Below are 21,871 nucleotides of genomic sequence, written 5' to 3' on the forward strand. Positions count from 1 at the left end.
TCTATGGCTAACCTGATCACTTATGAAAAAAAATATGCATGGCTTTTTCAAATTCACATGGTTTCCTTTATTACTTATCCTGATCTGTGGATGTGCAAAAGAGGAAAAAAAGCCTCAATCTTCTGATAAAACCACAACAAATACGACAACAGTTACCAACTCTGAAAAGACAGAACCCGTTGTTGAAACTAAAAAATATCCCGCCGAATTTGTCCCGGATGGCTATAAGATTTTTGATAAATCTTTCGGAGACTTAAATAAAGATGGGGCAGAAGACTGCATCCTTATCATCAAAAAAATAGACCCTGCTAATATCATTACCGACGAATATCGCGGAAAGCTAGACCGCAACCGCCGTGGAATTATTGTTCTTTTTAAAAAAGGTCAGGTGTATGAACTCGCTTCCAAAAATGAAACCTGTTTCTCCTCAGAGAACGAAGAAGGAGGCGTTTACTACGCACCCGAACTGGATGTTTACGCTGAAAAAGGAAAGCTGTACATTCATTATGCCCATGGCAGATATGGCTACTGGACCTATACTTTCAGATATGGAAGCTCAGATTTTGAACTGATAGGTTATGATGACAGCTCCAATACAGGGCCAAGAGTGAACAGTACAACCAGTATTAATTTTTTAACCGGAAAACAGCTTGATAAAAGCAACGTCAATGAAGGCGCGGAAGGTGGTGACGAAGTATTTGAAGACAGCTGGAAAAAACTAAAAACCACAAAACTGATGACCCTTTCAGAGATCAAGGATTTTGATGAACTTGATTTTTATGATTAAAGCAGATAACAGACTAAGGTTGAGATAAAGGTTTAGACTGAGTTTGAGGTGGAAGATGTGGTAGATTTGAGAACCAAGAACCAAGATGCCAGATTTTAGAATTTTAGATTAAAGTTGGGCTTCAAAACCTTTAAGATTCAAAATATGCATTAGACCACCTTTAACCTTGCTGAAAATCTTTGATTTTCTTGCGCCTTACCTATTCACATTTAGAAAAACCTTGCGCCCTTGCGTTTATCCAAAATCCATCCGCTTTTCTAAGCATCTAAACAATGGTCGGGTTAACTTATTTACAAAGAACCAACAAACCAACGGCATTATTTTAACTAGCAACTGACAACCAGCAACTGATAACCAGCAACCTGTAGCTACAACTTCACACTCATATCCTGAACCTCTTCAGCCGAAAAGCCGTAGATCTGCGGAGTTTTCACATCCAGAAGATTAAGATAAATATACAGTTCGCCTCTGTGGTGGATTTCATGTTCTATCATAGCTCTTAACCATTTCCAGATGGAAATTTCATTCTCCGGAGGTGTCAGACATTTTCGGTTCAGGTCTTCATCAGAAAGTCCGCTGATGATTTCTATCGTCTGTCGGTGCATTTCATTAAAGAACGTAAGAATAGGGTCATAACCGTCTGCCAGATCCTTTCCACAACCCTGGTAAGCACTTTTTCTTCCCGAAATGGTTTCCCCATACATATACCTTTCGATGGCAGCAATATGCCGGATCTGATCACCGATGGTAAATTTTCCCGGTTTATAGGAGAAATCAAGATGCTCCGGCGGAACAACTTCAATGAGCCGAAGCGTTCTGGCCCGTACTTTTTCATAATAATCAATAAATGACTGTACAGAAGTGATTTCCATGACTCGATCTTTTGATCATGTAAATTATTGAAAATTCAGGAACGGGCAAAACATTTCAAACTATTTTGTGTTAAAACTTAATGACTGGTGAAAAATTCCAGCATCGTAGCCAGTGCGGTTTCAGAATGCATCTTATCACCGTTTTCCAAAGATTCTCTGGTGGCTTCAGCAGCTCTTTTTTGCATCTGATGCTCATAATGGGAAATAGCTTCCTGTAGTGTGCTGAAGTGATCAGACGTTAGACACTGACTAAGTTCTAAAGCATCCAGCATCGCCATATTGGCACCTTCTCCTGCAAAAGGAGGCATCACGTGAGCAGCATCACCAATCAAAGTCAGATTAGGCTGAGTTTCCCATGTCTGATCCAGAGGCATCGAATAGATAGGTCGCGGAATAAAAGGAACCGAAGCATTTTCGAAAAGCTCGTACCAGATGCTGTTCCATTCGGGGTACTCGTTTTTAAACCATTCCAGGATCTGCTTTTGATCAGAAAAATCAAGCCCGCTTTCCTTTGCCCAATTTTCATATGTTCTGAAACTGGCATAAAATCCAAGATCCCCGCTTCCTTTCTGACCCAGCAGAATGTTTTTATTATTTCCGAAAGCCATTATTTTACCGTCTTTGATCAGTTCTTTAACATGAGGAGCGGATTTTTCAGCATTGGGAACATTTCCTTCAAGCATTAAAATTCCGGAATAGATCGGTTTCAGATCTGTTAGATAAGGGCGGATCTTTGAATTGGCTCCATCTGCTGCAATCACCATATCTGCATATGCTGAGGAACCGTTTTTAAAATGTAAAAGCCAGCCTCCATTTTGCGCTTCCATCGAGACAAAATGACTGTCCCATACCACGGTTTCTGGTTTTAGAGAGTCCAGAAGCATATTTCTTAACGGTCCACGATCAATTTCAGGACGGAAATGTTGATTCCCGAAATCCTCATTAGGTTTTGTCTCATGGTCACTGTAAATTATTTCTGCATGTTCATTCACGATCAGTGTTTTGTCGGCACCGGGACGATAATTCTGTTTGAATTCTTCCAGCAGTTTTGCACCGCGTATAGCATCCATTCCCGAACCTTCATGCATATCGAGCGGAGAGCCCTGTACTCTTGCATTTCTATTGAGATCTCTTTCATATACTTTTACGTCAGCACCTTTAAGGTGTAAAAGTCTGGCCAGCGTCAACCCTCCGGGACCTCCGCCTACTATAGCGATTGATTTATTTTCTAGTAGCATTGTAATTTGTTTTACTAATGCAAAATTATTTCTGTTTCAATACAGATAATAGTATAAATCGGTCATTTTTGTTTTTGGATAATTCTTTAGGAGCCACGCCGGAAAATTTTTTGATTTCTTTGATGAAATGAGTTTGATCTGCAAAATTAAGTTCCGGAAACAGCTTACCCTCAGCAATATGCTCCAAAGATGCTCTGAAACGAAGAATAGTTGAATAAGCCTTTAAAGAAAGTCCAAACTGCTGATTAAAATAACGGTTGATCTGCCTGCTGCTCCAGCCTGTCTGTTCCGAAAGTTCCTTTACACTCATCTCACCGTTTGAGGAATAGATAAGGTCGAAAAGCTTACGTTTTCTTTCATCAACGGTTTCCGGGAGAAGATCCGTTACGATTTGGGCTATTTTTTTTGTGAATGTTTCAAGGTCTTTGAGATCGTCTGCCGTGAGATTCCAAAAGTTATCAGGAAGAACTTTTGCTGTATTGAGCAGATCTGCAATGGAGGTTTTTAAAATATATTCAACGGCTATGGGTCTGAAGCTGACCACATAGGCTATGGTTCCCGGTGGAATTTCTCTCTGTTCCGGTGCCGTTTCCAGGCCGATAAGAAAAACATGAAAAGGATCATTGGGTCCGGACCGCATAAAAAAGAGATCAACTCTTCCGTCGGGCATTACCACAACTTCTTTAGGTATATCTGTCGGATTATGAAACATACCGATGTTTTCTACAAAGCTGTTCAGAGATAAATCAGGCTTGATAAATTGACAGTAGAATTCGTTGTTCATAGAATGGCAGTCCGGTATTTCAAAAGAGAAAATTACGAAAAAACTGTAATTGAACAGAATAATTCTGCACGGCGACCTGTTTTTAGCCTGAGTGCGGGATAGTAATGTTACATGAAGGTACTGGGTAAGGGGTGTAGAGAGTTATAAGTTATGAATGATGAGTTTTGAGTTTCAAGATGCTAGTTGCTGGTTTATTAGTTGCTGGTTGATCGTTAACTAATAGATAATCGTCTGATGTCTAAAAATCTTGTTTCTTGAATCTGCCATTCCCCGTTCACTTGCGAAGCAAAATTCCCCATTGACATTCTTTAAGCGTAAATCTTCATAATGTGAATAATTTGGGTTTAAAATTTGGAAGATATTTAAATAACTGATAATTTAGTTACAAATCACAAGTATGAAAATCTGGCTTTGTATCTGTCTTTTTATTTTTGGTATTTCAACCTTTACTGCTCAGGGTATTGATAAAGAAAAACTTCTTGAATATTATGAGTCTCAGCGTTATGCCGATGCCGCACAATATCTGCAGAGCATCTATCCGGAAGATACAAAGGATATCAAAGCATTAACTCAAATGGCTTACTGTTATATGATGTCCGGAAAACTTTCGGAAGCAGAGAAAAATTATATCAAAGTGAATGCTGCTGAACCCAATAATATTCCTGTTCTATTCAGTTTAGCCCATATTAATTCCAGAAGGGGAAACGGAACCAAAGCTAAAACTTATCTCTTACAGATTATTCAGTTAGATAGCCTTAATTTCAATGCTTACAGACAACTGGCAGGTTTTGGAGATACTGCGGAAGCAAGATTAAACTACCTTAAAAAAGCTAATACTTTAAACAGAACAGACCCCGATGTTGCTTATGACCTTTCTGCAACTTACCGTGAACTTAAGCAGTATCAGCAGGCCTATGACATTCTAAAGACCGCTATAGATGCTGATGAGGGTAATTTTACTTTGCAGCTGGCCCAGCTTCCATTGGCCAATCAACTGGGGAAGTATAAAGAGGTCATTGAAACCGGCGAGAAACTAGTGAAAGAGAAAGCGGATGCCAATGTGATCAATGAGATGGGGCAGGCGTATTTCTATTTGAAGGAGTATAAGAGGTGTGCAGATGTCTTTAAAACACTGGAAGATCTAGGCATTCAGAATGAGGGAACTTTGTATTATATGGCGTTGAGCTACCGTGAGCTGAAGGAATACGATAAGGCCACTGAATATGCGAAAAAGACTATAGAAGAAGGAATATCTAATCATACAGCACTTTATTATATTGCGTTAGCGGGTATTTATGAGAAGAAAAATCAGTTTTCAGAGGCTTTGGAGGCTTACAAAAGAGGCCTTATGTTTAATAACAGCAGCGCTATTTATTACCATCTGGGACTTCTCTTTGAATTCAACCTGAAACAGCCCAAAAATGCAGTGACTTACTATAATCTATACCTGAAAAATAAACCGGATCAAGATAAAGAGAAAGAACAAATCGCCTATGCAAAAGCAAGGATCACGGCATTAACTTCAAAAACATAAGCCTTTCAATCAATAATTTATTTTAGTTTTACAGTAAAGTAAACAGGCGGTATGAAATTAAAATTAGGCATTCTGGATCAGTCTCCAACTATTAAAGGTGGAAGTCCTCTACAGGCCTTAAAGAACAGTATTGATCTCGCCGTATTTGCAGATGAAGCAGGTTTTCACAGTATCATCTATTCCGAACATCATGGCATAGAAGCCTATGGAAGCTCAAGTCCTGAGATTCTTTCTGCAGTGGTATTAAGTAAGACAAAACGCATCAAAGTAGGAACGGGAGGCATTATGATGAAGAATTATTCTGCTTATAAAATCGCTGAATGGGCCAAAATGCTGGGAAGTCTGTATCCTGACCGTTTTATTCTCGGTTTAGGTAAAGCGCCGGGAGGTTTAAAAGATGCTGTTTCTGCTCTAAATAATCACAGACCTGTTATTCTATCCAGTCAGGAAACAAAACTTGAAGAAATTATCCAATATATCACAGAAGAAAAAGGGATCTATGATGGGCTTATCGCTCAACCCACAGATGTTGTCCAACTTCCCGAAATCCTTTGGTTAGGTTCCGGGATTCAGTCTGCTACAGAAGCTGCAAAACATGGAGTAGGATATTCCTATGCAGATTTTATGAGAAACGGTCATGCTTTGGAAAGTACAGAAACCTATTTAAATGAATTTGACAGAAACCAATACAGTCCGGCTCCTTCACTGCAGGTTGCTGTTGCAGTATCCGTCGCGGAAGATCTGAGATCTGCCCGGTATAATGCCTACGGAATGGCTTATCAGTTTCTGCAGGCGAGACATATTCAGGCTCCCGAAGCTCTTCTCCCCACCGAAACCATTGAACAGAGAATTTTGGGAACAGAAGACGAGGAAGAATTTTTTAAAATCCTGGATCATATTATTCTCGATACTCCCGGAAATATTTCAGGAAGGCTCCGGGAAAAGGCTGAAGAGTATCATACAGATGAACTTTTGCTTCTTTGTAATATGTATCGGGAAACAGACCGCCTGGATACCTATAAAAGTATTATATTGGCCCATTAATAATTACATCCTCCTTTATGAGCTACAGTATCCAGTTATTCACCCTTGAAACAAAAGAAAAAGAGCAGGCAGCCAATGACGACAGCTTTTTTGACCGTGAAGAAAATCTTGCCCCCTTTACAGAAAAACAGGTGGCAGGCTTAAAAGAACGTCTTTTAAAGTATAAATTTGAGCTGGCCAAAGAAGATGATTTCGGACTTCATTTCAGTCATCCTGACGAAGATTTTGGAAATGTTTTACTGACGGATAAAGGACTGTATTTCAATGCGAATTTAAGTGAAAGCTCTATTTTTGAAGTGGGAATGACGGCATCTGAATTTACCGATACCGGCGAATTTGTCAAGTATGATCCACAGAATGAAGGCTGGGAGGAGTTCTAGTCACAATGTCTTTATCCATGGAAATTCTCATGGAATTTCTGTACTTTTGAAAGTTGCGGGAAATTCATTGAATATTATGGACAAATCATCGATTAACACCTATTTTCACTCTTTATTTGACATTCAAGAAGAAGTGGTGGAGAAAATTACAGAAACATTCAGTCACTTTGGGTTAAAAGCGGGTGAAATCCTGTTGCGTAAAGATGAGGTGAGTACCAGAACATTTTTTCTGGAGAAAGGTTATGTCCGTTCCTTTATTCTGAATGAGGATAATGAAGAGATCACCACCAATATTTACGCGGCTCCCTGCTTTGTCAATGACTTTCTGTCGTTCTTCAGACAGCAGCCGGCAAAAGAAACCTATCAAACCATGACGGCCTGTTCTTTTTGGGAAACGGGCCTCGAAAATGTGCAGCATAATTTTCATAACATTCCGGAATTCAGAGAATTCAGCAGGCTTCTTTTTGTCCTGAATTATTACAGCATCCACGACCGGCTGATAGAAATGGCAAGCCAGAAAGCTTCAACACGGTATTTTAATCTGATGAAAAAACATCCAGATATTTTCCAGCACGTACCACTGAAAGTTATTGCATCTTATCTGGGAATTAAAGACAGTTCACTGAGCAGGATCAGAAGAGACATCAATAAAATGTAATTGTACAGGTTTCAGAGTCGGAAGGTTTTAGAGTAATGAGTTGCTGGTTGTCGGTTGCTGGTTCGAAATTGTTGAGCTAGTATCTGGCATCTTGTGTCTTGGCTCTTGAATCTACCAATCACCATTGACATTTCTAACCTCAACCTAAAAAATCTCGTGTCTCGCGTCTGAAATCTGAAATCTGAAATCTGACGTCTGGCATCTTGGCTCTTGGTTCTTGAATCTATCTTCCACCCCAATCTTAGTCTAAACCTTTGCCTCAGCCTTATTCTGAAATCCAATTTCTTCGCATTTGTCAAGTGATCGATTCAAATATGAAAGCCATCTTTGTTAAAAATAAATTTATGACTAAGAAACATATTGTAGTGGCCGGATTGGGCGGAGTAGGCGGCTATTTCGGTTTTAAGATCAGTCAGGAAAATGAAGTTTCCAAAAAATATAAGATCACTTTTATAGCAAGAGGAGAAACGTATCAGAAAGTAAAGGAAAACGGGCTAATTCTCCTATCACCTGAACATACTGTACATTATACTCATCCTGATGCCACAGTACAGAATATTAATGATGTACAAGATCCGGATTTGGTGTTGATCTGTGTGAAAGAATACGATCTGGAAAATATATGTAATCAGCTCAAAGGTGTGATAAACAGGGAAACAGTATTGCTTCCTATGATGAACGGTGCGGATATTTATGAAAGAATAAGAAAAATACTTCCTGATAATATTATTCTGCCCACATGTCTTTATGTAGCTTCCCATATTAAAGAAAAAGGGGTAGTGGAACATAAAGGAAAAACAGGAAAGATGATCGTAGGCAGAGATCCTCAGCATTTTTCTTCGGATATAAACTGGATCGCAGATCTGCTGAAAGAAAGCAAAATCGATTTTGATTTTAAAGATAACTCACTGACAGATATCTGGACCAAATATATTTTCATCGCCAGTTTTGGCTTGGTAACGGCGAAACATAATTCTTCTATCGGAATGGTAGCGATGGATGAAGGGCAGAGACATGAAGCTTCTGAGATGATGAAAGAAATAAAAATGATTGCGGATCAAAAAGGAATTATTTTAGAGGAAGATATCATTCAGAAAACCTTTGACAAAGCAGCAACGTTTCCCTTTGAAACACCAACTTCTCTGCAACTTGATGTGAATTCCGGTAAAGAAAATAATGAACTGGAACTGTTGGGTGGTGCCGTTTTGAATTTCGGAAAAGAATTGGGACTGGAAACACCTTTTACCACAAAAATATATGATGAAATAAAAGCCTTTAAATGATAGACTAAAAACAGTACAGGAGGGCGGGAGAATGAAATCGAATATTCTAAATCATCTAGGATGAGAAAAAAAGAACCCCTCCTGTCTGTCATTTATAAAAAGAATGTTATGGTTTTATTATTTTTTATAATTACTCTGTGTGCGTTTATTTTTGATATTAATTATTAAAAACAAACACCTGCATTTTCGTCAACATAGCTTCATTATCGCCATTGTAACCGGCATAGTTGGTTGGATTATAATTGACGACCTGTGATGAGGCCCACGCGCTATACTGTACTTTGAAAGTATATGTTCCTTCTGATAGTTGGATTGCTTTAAAAAAGTTCACAGGAGCGGGCAAATTGAGTAACGCTCCAACATAAGAAGAAGTGGAAGAATTTGAAGATGCAAAGCCTGAGGAAATTTTTACGTTATCCTGTAATAAGGAAAAAACGCCCTGAGAGGAAGCTCCATTTGCATTAAATTGCCGGATAGCATATCCTAAAATCATAAAGAGAACAGTTTGGGTTTTGCCTGCCGGTACGGTAATCGTTGTTGAAACGCCCGGTACATCCGAAGTATTTCCCTGATTTACCGTTAAAGTAGTTGTTCCCTGAATATATATTGAGTTAGCTATAGCTCCCTTCAATGCATCTACAGCCTGCCATTCAGGAGCGAAACCAGCACCTTTGGAAGTAAGAACCTGTCCTGCTGTACCAGCACTTCCAGCCGTTGTTGCGTTTCCTCCTACATTAAGTTCATTGGTAAGCTGGAGATCCCCGTTGACGTGTATTTGTTTTTGAGGAGTAGAAGTTCCAATTCCTACTCTGTTATCAGCAACATCTACGGAAAATGTGGGCCCATCTACCGAAAAAGCATTAACAGCAGTTCCGGTAAAAGACATCGTTTTATCACCTTGTGCTACGGTTCTGTTGCCTTTTAATGTACCGTCCTCCATATAGATGCCACTGCTGATTTCGGACGGATTGGTCCAGGAAGGGGCTACACCCGTTCCATTAGAAGTAAGCACCTGGCCTGATGTTCCTGCAGAACCTGCTGTGTTGGCATTTCCTCCTACGTTCACTTCTTTGGTGACCTGTAATGATCCATTGACGTGAAGTGTCCTTTGAGGAGTTTCTGTTTTGATTCCGGTCTGAGCATGGGTTATGGAAACGGTTAATAAACTGTACATAATGCTTAGAAGCTTTAGCTTTCTTTTCATAATATTGGTGTCTTTGAATTAATATAAATAAGACTCATTTCAAATAGGAGATGAATAAATTTTTTAGAATTTCTTTAGATAACTGCAGGTATAATTTAAAATCCTACCTGCAGTATCACACACTAGTCCTTCATCACTTTTTTTGAAATATTTATTTTTTCGGTTTTAATTTCAATGAGGTAAATACCTTTGGCATACGATGACAAATTCAAAGTTTCCCGGTCATTGCTAATGATGCCAGTCTGCAGTTTTTTACCCGACATATCGTAAACTGCATAAACAGATTTTTTCGGAGCTTTTATTATTTGAACAATATCTTTAGTCACTGTAGGGACCACAGCAATATCTTCCTGTTGTGTGGCTTTTTCATCCGTAGCAAGAACCTGAGTATATCCTGAAACCAGAATAGAATAATTTTGTGGTGCATTAGCTCCGGTACCATTGATGAGACTGCCTTTGTTCGTTATTTCAATCCGGTATTCCCGTCCGCCAGCTGGTGTTGGGATGATCACCTGTTCCACATTGTCTACCGTGTTATCTCCTTTTGTAGCAGGGGTCATCGGGCTTAAGGCGTTTAATTTCCAGGGCTCATAAACGGCACCGGTGGTCGTGTCAATAATTCTTACATCCAAATCATTGATTAATCTTGAAGCTCTGTTATTGTAAGCTGCTTCATATGTTAAATTAGCAGGAACTGTATAGGCAGGATCTACCCATGAAACGGTTACTTTCAAAGGTTCGCTTCCCGAAGCGATCACTCTCTTTTTATTGGGGGTGCCACTGGCTAAAGTCTCATTATTAAACAGAATGGTATTGTTTGATTTGCCTATTAATAATTCTGCTCCTTTTTTAGCATCAATAAATCCCCACCCGAAGTGTGGGTCCGGCCCGATGTTGCCGGCTTCCAATGCAGAATGGACCACTAAAGTTTTAGCAGAGGCTGCATTAAGTTCCGCACCTCCAAAAAGCTGTTTGCTGATCTGTGTCCAAAGTCCGATAACTCCCGCGACTACCGGCCCAGAATAAGAAGTTCCGCTGCCCACAGTAAATGCCTGGCTACCTGTAGTATTTTCTGCCGACAAAGCGCTCCCAACGTTTGTGCCAACTGCAGTGATATCGGGTTTTACGGCACCATCATCTCTTGGTCCTGCACTGCTGTAATCGGAATGTACGACATCAGCAGCAACAGTATATCTTCCTCCATTGGCGGTTATAATATCAGTTGCACCTACTACAATGATATTTTTAGCCAGCGAACCCGGACCGATGCAGTCGTATCCTGACCCACAATTCGTAGCAGGTTGGGTATCGGTTGCTGCAAATTGAACAGGGTTGTTATTGTTGTCTGTATAGTATTTTAAAAATCCTGAAGTTCCGGGATAAGTAGGACCGTATTCATAGTAATTTCCGGCTGATTTTACAATGACATAGGAAGGATTGGTATATACAATCTGATCATAATTCTGATCATTGTCAAAATAAGTTCCCTGAAGATCATAAGAAGTGGCAGGACTGGTAAAACTGCCTTTCCATACCCATGCATCTGCTCCATTGACTTTTTGAAAATTCCAGCCGGCATTGACCCCGTAAGAATGGTTGGATATTTTAGGCTGTGCTGTTAATATTTTTTGAAAGACAGTACTTGAAGAAGTATTGCCTGGTAAAGTCGTTGTTGCAAAAGCATAGGAATCGATGGTGGAATTCTTGGCAATTCCCTGAAAATTGATAGTTTTGGTCGTTCCGTTTGTGAAAGTTACGGTTTGAGTGTATGGCTTTGCTCCGATGAATCCGGCAACAGAAGTCGCATGACCCCCATAGTTCATGGTTGATGCTTCTTTATTGCTAATTCTGTTGGGGAGATTGTTGAAAAATACGTGCTCCGCAAATACCCGGCCTGAATTGGCAATATCTCCGCCGTCAAAAATAGTAAATTTTATATTTTCCCCGTTAAAACTACCCGTCAGACCGCTTACTGTTCCATTCTGAAGAAAATCAGAATTGGAATTTTTGATTTGGTCCATGTCATGGGTCTGAAGAAAAAATGGCTTTCCGTCCGGCAGAAAACCTCCCAGCTTGCTTTTATTTTCTTCAATTTCTTTTTGAACTTCCGGAGTTTTTTCCTTTGATCCATATTGTTTTGAAATAAATGAATCAAATCTTTCGGTATTCTCTTTATTTTGTTTTTCAAATTGTTTTTTAAGCGCCTCATTATCTTGGGCCGTGGCTAAAAAAGTCACCAGTGTACTGATAAGGAATAGATGTTTCTTCATACATAAAGTGTTTTTAAATTTACATCAAAAATGATTCTGCAATTAAAAGAACTTTATTATAATGTGTAAAGCAGAGGCTATTAAAAAGTTGTTAACAGTTTGGAAGATCAATCGTTTATTTTGTTAGCTTGAAAATATATAATATTTTGTTAATCAATGTATTGTTTTTTATTATGTGTTAGTTGATCCAACTTATCAAAATAAGCGTTATTCCATATGGAGAAAGTGCTGACGGTCAAACAGGATTTCATCTGTTTCACGATGATCAGGGTCGTCTACACAACAGTCTACAGGGCAAACTGTTTTGCACTGAGGCTCTTCATGAAAACCTTTACACTCGGTACATTTTCCGGGTACGATATAATAAACATCATCCGAATACGCCTGTTGATAGGCATCTGCATCGGCTTCTGTTCCATCCGGAAAGACAACTTTTCCGGAAAGTTTTGTTTTATCCTGCCAACGCCAGTCGATCGCCCCTTCATAAATTGCTGAGTTGGGACATTCAGGTTCACAGGCTCCGCAGTTGATGCAGTCATCTGTTATTGTGATAGCCATATATATTGATTTTACAGATTTTTTTTTAAAAAAGGGATTTCCTTCGGTTTACGGCCCTGGAAACCCCTCCGTCTAAACATAACTTAAATGAAAAAAACAGTTGGCTTTAAGCATTGATCAGATCGTTGCTCAAGCAGTCTTCTTTATACTTTTATTGAATTAATTTTTTGCAATTTCTATGGAAAGTCCGTCCATTGAAGCGGTGAGCTGAATCTGGCAGGCCAGTCTGCTTGCAGGAGTGGTTGTGAAAAGTTCCGATAAAAGAGCTTCTTCCATATCTCCTTTTTCCGGCAACACTGCTGTTTCATTCAGAATGTAGCAGTGACAGGTTGCACACATGACCATTCCTCCACACATGGCTTCCATAGGCAGATCGTAAGCTTTACAGATATCTTTTAGGCTAAGGCCCATTTCCAGAGGGCAAATTAGTTCATGAATATTTCCTTCCTGATCTTTTACTGTAATTGTAATTTCATCCTTCATTGTAATCTGCCAATTTTAATAGTTCTTATCGTATTCGTTTTATTATATTCTTTCTATCTTTTTTGTGGTAGCAATGCTGATCAGTTTATCAAATTTATCAGCGTAAAGGGAAGATATTTTCGTTGGATCTTCATGATCAAACAGTGCCGGTCTAATGACTGGAACGCTGAACGGTAACGGCCAGGCGCGAAGAGATTTAGCAACAACATCCATGGTATTGATGCCCTGCATTGCGTGCAGACCATCTGCCCAGCAAACCAGTCCAACCGTTTTATCCGTAAGGTAAGGCTGATAATGTCCTGAGGTAACTTCCAGCCAATCCAGGCAGTTCTTCATCACTCCGGGAATGCTTCCGTGATAGAGTGGGGCAAGCCAGAAGTGGATATCTGCATCCAGAAACAGTTGAGTCATACGTTCTACAGCCAATGGTGTTTTAGTAAGCGTAACATCAAATAGAGGAATCCCTGAATCAGCCAATGTGAAAATTTCACTACTGAAACCTGATTGCTCAAGCTTTTCTGCGAAATATTGCGAAATCCGGCCCGATGTGGATTCAGATCTTCTTTCCAGTGAGCCGTTAAATATAATTGCTTTCATGATGAGTTAACTTTTAAAAATTACTTTCGGCAGGCCTATTTCGCCGTACATCAGGGTTTTAACTAAAGGTTTCAGGAGACCGGCAGCCAATAAATAGAGTGATGGATCATGATCGGCTCTTGCCCTGACGACCACTTTCTGATTTTTATAGCATTTCAAATCTGCATACATGAGGCGGCGCTTCCAGAGATCCAGCAGGATCGTTTCCGCATTGTTTAAATCTGCATAAACTGCATACGGAGATAATTTTTCCATTAACATCATATAGGCCCACGGCGGAATGATAGCATCCGTAGAGCAGATGATCCCTACCGCTTTTTCATTGTACACAGAAAAATCTACAGCAGCAATGGATTCCTTAAACTCTTTCTCCTTTACAATCATTCCCATAAAAAGATGGTCCTTGATATCCAGTTCTACAATTTCTGTACTAGGTTTATAATTTAAAAGATCAAGCGCAATGATTCCCGAGACTTCTGCTTTATTGATGAAAATTTTCTGATCCATAATTGATTCTTTTGTTAAGATAAGGAATTTAAAGCTGAAACAGGGAAGTTATTAAGCCCAAAAGAACTTAAGATGACTATAAGAAAAGATCATCCTGACAACTTCCAATCTCCAAATCTTAATTTTCCTAACCCAAATTCAGGTCATGTTAAACTTGATTTATCTGATTTTTGAAAGCGCTTCTTCATATTTTTTTTCTACAACCGACCAATCGAGAACCGACCAGAAAGAATCTAAATAATCTGCTCTTTTATTCTGATAAGCCAGATAATAAGCGTGTTCCCACACATCGATCCCAAGAATCGGAAAACCTCTGTTGACAGATTGGGTATCCATCATAGGATTGTCCTGATTGGGTGTTGAAGCGATAGCCAGCGAACCATTGAATTTCACAAATAACCAAACCCATCCGGATCCGAACTGCCCTAAACCGGCTTTTTTCATTTCGGCTTTGAAATCTTCAAGACTTCCAAAAGTGGAATTGATTGTTTCTGCCAATTTTTCTTCAGGGTTTAATTTAGGCTGAGGAGAAAGAATTTCCCAGAATAAAGAGTGATTGTAGTGGCCACCTCCGTTATTTCTTACTGCGGGACTATATTCGCTTATTCTCTGAAGGATGGAATCCAAATCGGTAGAGGTTTCTTCAGATGCTTTTAAGGCTGCATTCAAATTATCAACATACGCCTGGTGATGGCGCTGATGATGAATCGTCATTGTTTCTTTATCTATAAATGGTTCCAGTGCATCATAAGCATAAGGAAGCTGAGGCAATGTAAATGAGTTCATTTCTTTTATTTTTTTGATTAATGTGTTTCAAAGGTAAACATATATTTTAATAAAACAACTTATTGGTTGTTTTATATATTGATATGAATTGAATGCAATTGGTTGATTTGTATGTATTTGATGTATAAAATGATAAATTATAGAAAATGACTATATTTGTTGTAGTAAATAAAACAACTCAAATATTGTCAAATGAAGAAGCCGGCAGCAGACCGTATCCTGATGTTTTTAAAGATGAGAGGAGAAGCAACATCCCTTTTGATCTCTAAAGAACTCGCTATTACAAAGGAGGGAGCACGGAAGCATTTATTAAACCTTGCTGAGGAAGGACTCATCAGATCTGTCACCAAAAGTGAGGGAGTGGGACGGCCATCTACTTACTACACACTTACGGAGAAAGGGCTTTCTCAATTTCCTGATTCTCATGCGGATGTAACGGTTCAGATCCTTCGGTCTGTAAAAAATCTTCTTGGAGAAAATGCCTTGAATCTTCTCATCAATGACAGAGAAAAAAATACTTATGAACGCTATGAAAAGGCTTTAGTGAAAGCAGAATCTTTGGAGCAACGTTTGGATGTCCTTGTAAAAGTCCGTAGTGAAGAAGGATATATGGCAGAATGGATCAAAGAAGGAAATGATTATTTCCTGATTGAAAATCACTGCCCGATCTGTGCTGCTGCTACTGAATGTCAGGGTTTTTGCCGTGCTGAACTCTCTAATTTCCAAAACCTGATTGGTAAAAATTATCAGGTGGAAAGGATCAATCACATTTTATCCGGTGGGCAGCGATGCGTGTATAAAATAAGTGGGTGATTTTTTTAGGTAGGAGGTTGCAGGTAAAAGGTTGCAGATTATAGTAAACATCAATAGGAGCGGGCTTTTAGCCCGCTCGCTTTCAATTTAATCGTAATAAAGGCTTTAGCCAAAATCTAAAAACACCTAAGAATCAAACATCAAATCCATTTCTCAATAAGATGAATCCAAAATGCTCTTTCTTCATCAATCACAAAGACGGCTGATGATTTCCTGCGTGTTACCGTACTTCCAGTCGTCTGAATCTCAACATAGGATGCCAATCCATGACCTTCTGTAGTATGTACCTCTATATTTTCAAGAACGATGCTTCGGTCCGGAAATTGGCCATATGCTCCCGGCAGCCATTCTGAAAAGGCGGCTAAGGTGATGGTATCATTATTACCATTGATCATTTTGAAATCTGTATTAAAACCCGCCAAAAGCTTTTTATAAAGGCTTTCCTGATCTTTTACCCCACGAAACCATGCTTCAATATCCGTATGGAATTCTTTAATTTCTTTAATGACTTTTTCTGTATTGTTCATAAGTTTAAATATATAATGTTTTGTATTAATGAAGAATGAAAACTAGTTTTTACTGAGTCTGAGCAGGATTTTATTAATGAAAACTCCAATAATCTGAAGGGCACCAATCATCAAAACAGCCAGCGCAAAAGCTTTCGGAAATCCCCAATATTCTATAGCACTGAAAAAGATGGTTCCTATAATGGTGCCTCCGGTTACACTTCCAATCTGTATACTGATACTGATCAATCCTGATGCCTGTCCTGCTTTTTCTTTACTGATCAAAGCAATCGCTTTCCGCATCATTACCGGCATAATAATACCATGACCCAGTCCTGCTACAAACAGACTGACATCTGTTCCAAAAGAAGGTTTTTCCTGAAGATCAATGAATAGGGAGGTCAGGGAAAATCCTGTAATCAATAGACCCAGGCCTATATAGATCATAATATGGGAAGAAATTTTTATCCTCGGAACAAGTAACGGACCAAGAAAGAAAGCAATCCCATAAGGAATAATTGCCAAACCTGTTTCTATTGGGTTTTGATGCAAAAATTGCTGCAGATAGTACGGATAACAGATAAACAGTCCGGATGTGAAATTGTAAAAGAAAATAATCAGAAGACAGAGAACGAATGGGCGGTACTGCAAAAGAGTTGGGTCTATCAATACAGGATTGTTCTTACGCAATGATTTAACCTCATATCTGTAAAATATCATTAACAGTAAAAGTCCGGATAATAGAATCGCAAAAATCCACCAGGCCCAATGGTATTTCCGACCGAAGATAATAGGACAGATGAGCATCAACAATGATATAATCAGCAGGAAAGCTCCTGAAAAATCAATATTTTGTCTTTTGTCTTCACGGTTATTATCCATGGTAAAATGAATACCAATGATACACAATATGGTGACAGGAACATTAACCAGAAATACCATTTCCCATGAAAATACGGTCCAGTGAAGATTAAGCAGAAAACCACCCAGCAATTGCCCTGCAACAGACGCAAGCCCGAATACGGAACTGAATATACTGACTGCCTTTGGCTGCTCATGACTACTGAACAAAACCCTTATGGAAGCCAGAACCTGAGGTGCCAGAAAAGAAGCTCCGACTCCCTGAAACAGGCGGGCAATAATGAGAAATGTAATATCAGGAGAAAAAGCACAGGCAAGGGAAGAAAGTAAAAAAATGTACAATCCAAGGATGAATATCTTCTTCCTGCCATACACATCTCCCAGACGGCCTCCGCATACTACCAAAGCGGCATAAGTCAATCCATAAATCGCGACAACCAACTGCAGCTGGTGATCACTGGCGTTGAACGCTTTTTTAATGGAAGGAAGTGCCATATTGACGATAAAATAATCCAGAGGCGAAAGAAAAGCGCCCGCGGTTAGATAACCGAGTGCCTGCCACCGTTTGGGGTAGATGTTCACATTTTTTCTGCAAAATTACCCGCTTATTGTACTGGTAAAATTGTACTTTTGGAGGATAAATAAGTACTCACACATGAAAATCTTACCCGTTGAACGTATTGATGTTAATGAAATCAAACTTTGTCAGGAAGAAATTTTACTCAAAACGAAAACCTTTCTTTCCCTGGTTTATGTTCTGAACGGGCATGGAACGCTTACTTATGACGAGCGGACCATTACTTTTAAGGAATCTAAGTTGTTTATTATTCCCCAAAATGAACTGTATCAATTTAAAAGTGAAAATGCAGAATTTGTTGCCATACAGTGTCCGATTGACTTTATTGATAAAATAAGACTGGAAGCCGACCGTATAGAAAGCTGCGAAAATCTTTATAAACTTCAATATATCAGTAATAATTACCATGCAAGGGCAGGATGTGTTTTCCGGAATAAGGATGATGAACGCTTTGCAGAAGCTCTTATTTTACAGACTGCACGAGAGTACAGGAACAAAACGAATGATTATCTGATCATCCGGAACTGTATTTCGATTCTGCTGAATCTTATCGCCAGAAACATCATTGAAAGTGAAACTTCTGATCTGCAGCAGAACAGGAAAGCTTTTTCCATCATGAAAATCATCACCTATATTCAGGAGCATGTAAAAGATAAGGAGAAAGCCAGAATTCAGGTGATCGCTGATCATTTTGGCATTTCAAGGAATTATTTCGGGGAATATTTTAAGCAGCATACTGGTGTTTCCTATCAGGATTATCTGTTGGATTACCGCCTCAAACTGGTGGAAACTTATCTGAAATACAGCAGTGCCCGTTTGAGTGAAATTGCTTACGAACTTCAGTTCAGCGATGAAAGCCATCTGTCTAAGCTTTTCAAGAAATACAGAAATATGACACCTAAAGAATACAGGAAGAGTGCTTTAAATCAATCAGATTCTTAAAATTTTAACGAGCTCATTCAAAATAAATATAAAGTCAACTATATAGTTGACTTTATATTTATATATTTGTAATTAAATCAGTAGGAAATGAATCAGGATTTTATTAAAGAATTAGGATATAAAGCATTGGATAGCAGGTTGAAAAGAATAAGTGACCGGATGTCCCATGATGTCCGGAAATTTTACAAAGAAATGAATATTGACGTAGAACCTAACTGGTATCTTGTTTTTATGCTGCTGCAAAAAAATAAAGAAATGTCTATTATAGATATTGCTGAGCCTTTGGGATATTCCCATCCTTCGGTAGTTGCTATTGTAAAGAAAATGGCGGACAAAGATTATCTGGTCATCAAAAAAGATAGTATAGATAAACGGAAACAGATGGTCTCACTTACAGAAAAGGCCGTGAAAATGCTTCCCCAGCTGGAACAGATATGGGACAGTTGTGAAAAAGCGATTTTACAAGTGCTTTCCGATGATCTGGGAATTCTGGCTTATCTGGACAGTATAGATGCCCGATTGAAAGACGACTCTTTTCATGACAGATTTAAAAAAGAATACTTAAAAACCAATATTGTATGAAAACACTCCTATTTATCGCAGCTTTTCTTATGTTAGGTCTGACGGTTTCTGCAGCTGAGACAAAGATTATGATCAGGGCAAAAGCAAGAGATGCAAAATTTATCGGAAGCTCTTTGGGCGGTGCCCATATTATTGTCCGGAATAAAGTCAATCAGCAGATTTTGGCTGAAGGAAATACAACAGGAAGTACTGGAAATACAGATCTGATCATGAAAGGAGCCAAAACAAGGGGCATTTCCATCACTGATCCGCAAACGGCAGGCTTTCTTGTATCTTTAGATATTAATGAGCCAACTTTTGTTAGTATTGAAGTAATCTCTCCATTCAATAATAAACAGGCGCAGGCTACTGTAACTACCGAGCTGTGGCTGATTCCCGGAAAACATATTCTGGGTGACGGGATTATTTTAGAAATCCCCGGATTCATCATTGATATTCTGAAACCGAGAACCCATCAGTATATTTCATTAAACAGCATTAAGGGAAAACCTTTTCCGTTTCAGGCCAATATCGTCATGATGTGTGGCTGTGTTATTGATAAAAACGGCGTCTGGAACTCCGACGAAATTGAAGTCAAAGGAATTCTTAAAAAAGACGGCCAATATCTGAAAGAGGTCAATTTCTCACTGATCTCTACCAATCTGTTTGAAGGAAGTGACCTGTTAAATACGCCCGGAAACTATGAACTGATCTTGTATGCCTATCATGAGAAATCAGGAAACACAGGCGTAGATAAAGTCAATTATGTTGTGTACGAATAACCACTCTTTTTAATACTTCGTCAGGAGTTCCATCAGCATCAGGATAGATACCAGTTTTTTAGAAGACTGGTATTCCGGGTTCAGCTGATCCCTTATTTCCCCTAAAGCTTTGCTTAATTTATTGCTTACGGTTTTGTTGCTTATTCCCAGAGCTTCTGCCGTTTCATCAACAGACATATTTCTTCTGATTCTCATGTCATACACACTCTGTTCCGTAGAAGGAAGCTGTGAAACAACCTCATCGATCATCAATAATAAAGAAGTGATCTCATTTTCCTCCAGAATCTCAAAATATTCCGTGTCTGATATATCGATCTCGCCGGTAGGATCATACTCATCTATGCTAATGGTAGACGGTATCTTTTTAGAGCTGTTATAATGATCAATAATTCTGTAATGAAGATAGCGGAGCAGGTAGCCTTTGGCACTTTCTGATTCATCGGTCTGTATGGCAGCTGTATCTTCAAGGATCTTGATCCAAAGGTTCTGCAGCAGTTCTTCAGACATCTCCTTATCTCTCGTTCTCGTGAAAACAAAACGGTAAAGACTATCCCAATACCGCTCGTAAAGCAGCATGAATGCAGGACGGTCGCCTGATTTTATTTTCTTTAATATCGTATAGTCTGTTGGTTTCATATCGTTACCGCAAAATTACCTAAAGGAAAATTAACTTTTTATGAACTTTGGGGATCCTAAGATTAATTATTTCTGAAAAATATCCCTTAAATGTGAATCAAATGTTGAGAAAATAGATAAATGGCTTAAAATTATTAACAAGTTGGTTTTAATGTGAATACAATATTAAGAATGGCCTGGGGAAGTTTTTCATTTTCACAGTCTTATAGATAGAAGTATCTGTGAATACCATGAAATATTTTATGAAAAGCCAAAAATATAAAAATACTGCCGCCTTCGTTTTTAAGCTCTGGCAGAGGGAAGTTTCCGAAGAAAAAATCTCAGAAAAGGAAGATGAATTATTGAGTCAGTGGAAAAACCAGTCAGAAAGAGATCTTGATAAGATCCATATGAAAGAATCTAAAGAAAGAGTCTTGTCTGCGCTGGAATTGTATTTTATCAAGCCGGTAAAAACTACCCCGATCTATCCATTAAAAAAATACGCTTATACCGCTGCCGCCGCAGTGATACTTCTTTTATCAGTTGGAGGAATCCTTACCTATACTACTTTCTTTAAGCCGGATACTTACACCGCAGAAACCGGAAACCGGAAAGTCTATCTGGCAGACGGTTCTGTAGTCACTTTACTGAAAGGTGCAGAACTTACGGTAGATCAGTCATTCCCTGCTTCCACGAGAATTGTGGATTTGAAAGGAGATGCCGTTTTTTCCGTGGCGAAATCAAAGACGCATCCGTTTATTGTTCGTGCAGACGGTTTCAGTACCAAAGTATTGGGAACTGTTTTTAAAATCTCTCAGTCCGGGAAAGATAAGTCAGTACACCTTTACGAAGGAAAAGTAGCTGTATCATCAGTAGGAACAGAAGTTTCTTACCTGAAGCCTAATCAGAAGTGGACGAATTTCGGGATCCCCCATACCGCTGCGGTATTATCATTAACCACAGAAAAAAAATCGGGAATGCAGAAAGCAAAATTATTGTCACTGAGTTTCAACGATGTTTCATTTAAAGAAGTGGCCGATGTCATGCAGGCTAACTATAAAATTAAGATTGTGTACCCGAAAGAAACGGCAGAGAAAAGAATCACAGCAGATTTTACAGGAGGTACCGCTGATGAAAATATGGAAGCACTGGCCTTTATACTGGGACTGGAAGTGCATAAAGAAGATCATATCTACACCTTGAAAAAATAAAATCACCCTACAGAATTA

24 protein-coding genes are annotated in these 21,871 nt (G+C 39.0%); 11 read left to right on the forward strand and 13 right to left on the reverse strand.

Annotation, left to right across the window (positions count from 1 at the left end):
- Positions 1 to 22 precede the first annotated feature (22 nt).
- Positions 23 to 787: a hypothetical protein gene (locus IW22_RS18965; protein ID WP_228384069.1), complete on the forward strand. Its 765-nt coding sequence runs from the start codon at positions 23 to 25 to the stop codon at positions 785 to 787.
- Positions 788 to 1,155: 368 nt separating this feature from the next.
- Here the strand turns inward: IW22_RS18965 and IW22_RS18970 are convergent, their stop codons facing one another.
- The 3 genes from IW22_RS18970 to IW22_RS18980 all read right to left on the reverse strand — a co-directional run bounded on the left by IW22_RS18970 (position 1,156) and on the right by IW22_RS18980 (position 3,681).
- Positions 1,156 to 1,659 (reverse strand): DinB family protein, encoded by a 504-nt coding sequence (locus IW22_RS18970; protein WP_034729698.1) that lies wholly within the window; start codon positions 1,657 to 1,659, stop codon positions 1,156 to 1,158.
- 77 nt (positions 1,660 to 1,736) lie between these two features.
- Positions 1,737 to 2,897 (reverse strand): FAD-dependent oxidoreductase, encoded by a 1,161-nt coding sequence (locus IW22_RS18975; RefSeq protein WP_034729700.1) that lies wholly within the window; start codon positions 2,895 to 2,897, stop codon positions 1,737 to 1,739.
- Between the two features lie 25 nt (positions 2,898 to 2,922).
- A complete protein-coding gene (locus tag IW22_RS18980) occupies positions 2,923 to 3,681 on the reverse strand; it encodes a helix-turn-helix domain-containing protein (protein WP_034729702.1) in 759 nt (252 codons plus the stop codon).
- 397 nt (positions 3,682 to 4,078) lie between these two features.
- Here IW22_RS18980 and IW22_RS18985 point away from each other — a divergent pair, with 397 nt between their 5' ends.
- The 5 genes from IW22_RS18985 (at position 4,079) to IW22_RS19005 (ending at position 8,580) form a co-directional block, all read left to right on the forward strand.
- Positions 4,079 to 5,215 carry a tetratricopeptide repeat protein gene (locus IW22_RS18985; protein WP_034729704.1) on the forward strand — a complete coding sequence of 379 codons (1,137 nt, stop codon included), beginning with the start codon at positions 4,079 to 4,081 and terminating at the stop codon, positions 5,213 to 5,215.
- Positions 5,216 to 5,266: 51 nt separating this feature from the next.
- Positions 5,267 to 6,259: an MsnO8 family LLM class oxidoreductase gene (locus IW22_RS23810; protein WP_051891312.1), complete on the forward strand. Its 993-nt coding sequence runs from the start codon at positions 5,267 to 5,269 to the stop codon at positions 6,257 to 6,259.
- A gap of 17 nt (positions 6,260 to 6,276) precedes the next feature.
- A complete protein-coding gene (locus tag IW22_RS18995) occupies positions 6,277 to 6,639 on the forward strand; it encodes a hypothetical protein (RefSeq protein ID WP_034729707.1) in 363 nt (120 codons plus the stop codon).
- A 76-nt stretch (positions 6,640 to 6,715) separates the two neighbouring features.
- Positions 6,716 to 7,297, forward strand: a complete 582-nt coding sequence (locus IW22_RS19000) for a Crp/Fnr family transcriptional regulator (RefSeq protein ID WP_034729804.1) — start codon at positions 6,716 to 6,718, stop codon at positions 7,295 to 7,297.
- Between the two features lie 344 nt (positions 7,298 to 7,641).
- Positions 7,642 to 8,580, forward strand: coding sequence for a ketopantoate reductase family protein (locus tag IW22_RS19005; protein WP_034729807.1), 939 nt, complete (start codon positions 7,642 to 7,644; stop codon positions 8,578 to 8,580).
- Positions 8,581 to 8,737: 157 nt separating this feature from the next.
- Here the strand turns inward: IW22_RS19005 and IW22_RS19010 are convergent, their stop codons facing one another.
- The 7 genes from IW22_RS19010 to IW22_RS19040 form a co-directional block, all read right to left on the reverse strand.
- Positions 8,738 to 9,784, reverse strand: a complete 1,047-nt coding sequence (locus tag IW22_RS19010; RefSeq protein ID WP_034729709.1) for a hypothetical protein — start codon at positions 9,782 to 9,784, stop codon at positions 8,738 to 8,740.
- A 122-nt stretch (positions 9,785 to 9,906) separates the two neighbouring features.
- The gene (locus IW22_RS19015; RefSeq protein ID WP_034729712.1) at positions 9,907 to 12,054 is read right to left on the reverse strand and encodes a S8 family peptidase; all 2,148 of its coding nucleotides are present in this window, start codon (positions 12,052 to 12,054) and stop codon (positions 9,907 to 9,909) included.
- 207 nt (positions 12,055 to 12,261) lie between these two features.
- Positions 12,262 to 12,612 (reverse strand): 4Fe-4S dicluster domain-containing protein, encoded by a 351-nt coding sequence (locus IW22_RS19020; protein ID WP_034729715.1) that lies wholly within the window; start codon positions 12,610 to 12,612, stop codon positions 12,262 to 12,264.
- Between the two features lie 159 nt (positions 12,613 to 12,771).
- Complete coding sequence (locus tag IW22_RS19025) at positions 12,772 to 13,095, reverse strand: 2Fe-2S iron-sulfur cluster-binding protein (protein WP_034729718.1); 324 nt, start codon at positions 13,093 to 13,095, stop codon at positions 12,772 to 12,774.
- A gap of 42 nt (positions 13,096 to 13,137) precedes the next feature.
- The gene (locus IW22_RS19030; protein WP_034729721.1) at positions 13,138 to 13,692 is read right to left on the reverse strand and encodes an NADPH-dependent FMN reductase; all 555 of its coding nucleotides are present in this window, start codon (positions 13,690 to 13,692) and stop codon (positions 13,138 to 13,140) included.
- A gap of 6 nt (positions 13,693 to 13,698) precedes the next feature.
- Positions 13,699 to 14,199, reverse strand: a complete 501-nt coding sequence (locus tag IW22_RS19035; RefSeq protein ID WP_034729723.1) for a DUF2480 family protein — start codon at positions 14,197 to 14,199, stop codon at positions 13,699 to 13,701.
- 159 nt (positions 14,200 to 14,358) lie between these two features.
- Complete coding sequence (locus tag IW22_RS19040; RefSeq protein ID WP_034729725.1) at positions 14,359 to 14,985, reverse strand: superoxide dismutase; 627 nt, start codon at positions 14,983 to 14,985, stop codon at positions 14,359 to 14,361.
- Between the two features lie 192 nt (positions 14,986 to 15,177).
- Here IW22_RS19040 and IW22_RS19045 point away from each other — a divergent pair, with 192 nt between their 5' ends.
- On the forward strand, positions 15,178 to 15,798 hold the full coding sequence (locus tag IW22_RS19045) for a helix-turn-helix transcriptional regulator (protein ID WP_034729727.1): 621 nt from the start codon (positions 15,178 to 15,180) through the stop codon (positions 15,796 to 15,798).
- 140 nt (positions 15,799 to 15,938) lie between these two features.
- Here IW22_RS19045 and IW22_RS19050 read toward each other — a convergent pair whose 3' ends face one another.
- On the reverse strand, positions 15,939 to 16,325 hold the full coding sequence (locus IW22_RS19050; RefSeq protein ID WP_034729729.1) for a hypothetical protein: 387 nt from the start codon (positions 16,323 to 16,325) through the stop codon (positions 15,939 to 15,941).
- 42 nt (positions 16,326 to 16,367) lie between these two features.
- Positions 16,368 to 17,747 (reverse strand): MFS transporter, encoded by a 1,380-nt coding sequence (locus IW22_RS19055; protein WP_034729731.1) that lies wholly within the window; start codon positions 17,745 to 17,747, stop codon positions 16,368 to 16,370.
- Between the two features lie 73 nt (positions 17,748 to 17,820).
- On the opposite strand from IW22_RS19055, the gene IW22_RS19060 reads away from it, so the two are divergent.
- From IW22_RS19060 to IW22_RS19070, 3 genes are all read left to right on the forward strand, one after another.
- Positions 17,821 to 18,684, forward strand: coding sequence for a helix-turn-helix domain-containing protein (locus IW22_RS19060; RefSeq protein WP_034729734.1), 864 nt, complete (start codon positions 17,821 to 17,823; stop codon positions 18,682 to 18,684).
- 87 nt (positions 18,685 to 18,771) lie between these two features.
- A complete protein-coding gene (locus tag IW22_RS19065; RefSeq protein ID WP_034729736.1) occupies positions 18,772 to 19,266 on the forward strand; it encodes a MarR family winged helix-turn-helix transcriptional regulator in 495 nt (164 codons plus the stop codon).
- Complete coding sequence (locus IW22_RS19070) at positions 19,263 to 20,027, forward strand: hypothetical protein (RefSeq protein ID WP_034729740.1); 765 nt, start codon at positions 19,263 to 19,265, stop codon at positions 20,025 to 20,027. The genes IW22_RS19065 and IW22_RS19070 overlap by 4 nt, the downstream gene beginning before the upstream one ends.
- A gap of 9 nt (positions 20,028 to 20,036) precedes the next feature.
- Here the strand turns inward: IW22_RS19070 and IW22_RS19075 are convergent, their stop codons facing one another.
- Positions 20,037 to 20,663 carry an RNA polymerase sigma factor gene (locus IW22_RS19075; protein ID WP_034729743.1) on the reverse strand — a complete coding sequence of 209 codons (627 nt, stop codon included), beginning with the start codon at positions 20,661 to 20,663 and terminating at the stop codon, positions 20,037 to 20,039.
- A gap of 242 nt (positions 20,664 to 20,905) precedes the next feature.
- On the opposite strand from IW22_RS19075, the gene IW22_RS19080 reads away from it, so the two are divergent.
- Positions 20,906 to 21,853 (forward strand): FecR family protein, encoded by a 948-nt coding sequence (locus IW22_RS19080; RefSeq protein WP_228384070.1) that lies wholly within the window; start codon positions 20,906 to 20,908, stop codon positions 21,851 to 21,853.
- Positions 21,854 to 21,871 lie beyond the last annotated feature (18 nt).

It is taken from the genome of Chryseobacterium sp. JM1 (genome assembly GCF_000737715.1).
In the GTDB taxonomy this organism is placed as follows: Bacteria; Bacteroidota; Bacteroidia; order Flavobacteriales; family Weeksellaceae; genus Chryseobacterium.

Excerpts from the sequence above, each read along its gene's own strand:
- IW22_RS18970 (WP_034729698.1), bottom strand. The coding sequence starts at position 1,659 with ATGGAAATCACTTCTGTACAGTCATTTATTGATTATTATGAAAAAGTA.
- IW22_RS19010 (WP_034729709.1), bottom strand. The coding sequence starts at position 9,784 with ATGAAAAGAAAGCTAAAGCTTCTAAGCATTATGTACAGTTTATTAACC.
- IW22_RS19000 (WP_034729804.1), top strand. The coding sequence starts at position 6,716 with ATGGACAAATCATCGATTAACACCTATTTTCACTCTTTATTTGACATT.
- IW22_RS18975 (WP_034729700.1), bottom strand. The coding sequence starts at position 2,897 with ATGCTACTAGAAAATAAATCAATCGCTATAGTAGGCGGAGGTCCCGGA.
- IW22_RS18980 (WP_034729702.1), bottom strand. The coding sequence starts at position 3,681 with ATGAACAACGAATTCTACTGTCAATTTATCAAGCCTGATTTATCTCTG.
- IW22_RS19035 (WP_034729723.1), bottom strand. The coding sequence starts at position 14,199 with ATGGATCAGAAAATTTTCATCAATAAAGCAGAAGTCTCGGGAATCATT.
- IW22_RS18985 (WP_034729704.1), top strand. The coding sequence starts at position 4,079 with ATGAAAATCTGGCTTTGTATCTGTCTTTTTATTTTTGGTATTTCAACC.
- IW22_RS19045 (WP_034729727.1), top strand. The coding sequence starts at position 15,178 with ATGAAGAAGCCGGCAGCAGACCGTATCCTGATGTTTTTAAAGATGAGA.
- IW22_RS19015 (WP_034729712.1), bottom strand. The coding sequence starts at position 12,054 with ATGAAGAAACATCTATTCCTTATCAGTACACTGGTGACTTTTTTAGCC.
- IW22_RS19050 (WP_034729729.1), bottom strand. The coding sequence starts at position 16,325 with ATGAACAATACAGAAAAAGTCATTAAAGAAATTAAAGAATTCCATACG.
- IW22_RS19060 (WP_034729734.1), top strand. The coding sequence starts at position 17,821 with ATGAAAATCTTACCCGTTGAACGTATTGATGTTAATGAAATCAAACTT.
- IW22_RS19025 (WP_034729718.1), bottom strand. The coding sequence starts at position 13,095 with ATGAAGGATGAAATTACAATTACAGTAAAAGATCAGGAAGGAAATATT.
- IW22_RS19075 (WP_034729743.1), bottom strand. The coding sequence starts at position 20,663 with ATGAAACCAACAGACTATACGATATTAAAGAAAATAAAATCAGGCGAC.
- IW22_RS19020 (WP_034729715.1), bottom strand. The coding sequence starts at position 12,612 with ATGGCTATCACAATAACAGATGACTGCATCAACTGCGGAGCCTGTGAA.
- IW22_RS19080 (WP_228384070.1), top strand. The coding sequence starts at position 20,906 with ATGAAAAGCCAAAAATATAAAAATACTGCCGCCTTCGTTTTTAAGCTC.
- IW22_RS19065 (WP_034729736.1), top strand. The coding sequence starts at position 18,772 with ATGAATCAGGATTTTATTAAAGAATTAGGATATAAAGCATTGGATAGC.
- IW22_RS18965 (WP_228384069.1), top strand. The coding sequence starts at position 23 with ATGAAAAAAAATATGCATGGCTTTTTCAAATTCACATGGTTTCCTTTA.
- IW22_RS19070 (WP_034729740.1), top strand. The coding sequence starts at position 19,263 with ATGAAAACACTCCTATTTATCGCAGCTTTTCTTATGTTAGGTCTGACG.
- IW22_RS19040 (WP_034729725.1), bottom strand. The coding sequence starts at position 14,985 with ATGAACTCATTTACATTGCCTCAGCTTCCTTATGCTTATGATGCACTG.
- IW22_RS18995 (WP_034729707.1), top strand. The coding sequence starts at position 6,277 with ATGAGCTACAGTATCCAGTTATTCACCCTTGAAACAAAAGAAAAAGAG.
- IW22_RS19030 (WP_034729721.1), bottom strand. The coding sequence starts at position 13,692 with ATGAAAGCAATTATATTTAACGGCTCACTGGAAAGAAGATCTGAATCC.
- IW22_RS19005 (WP_034729807.1), top strand. The coding sequence starts at position 7,642 with ATGACTAAGAAACATATTGTAGTGGCCGGATTGGGCGGAGTAGGCGGC.
- IW22_RS23810 (WP_051891312.1), top strand. The coding sequence starts at position 5,267 with ATGAAATTAAAATTAGGCATTCTGGATCAGTCTCCAACTATTAAAGGT.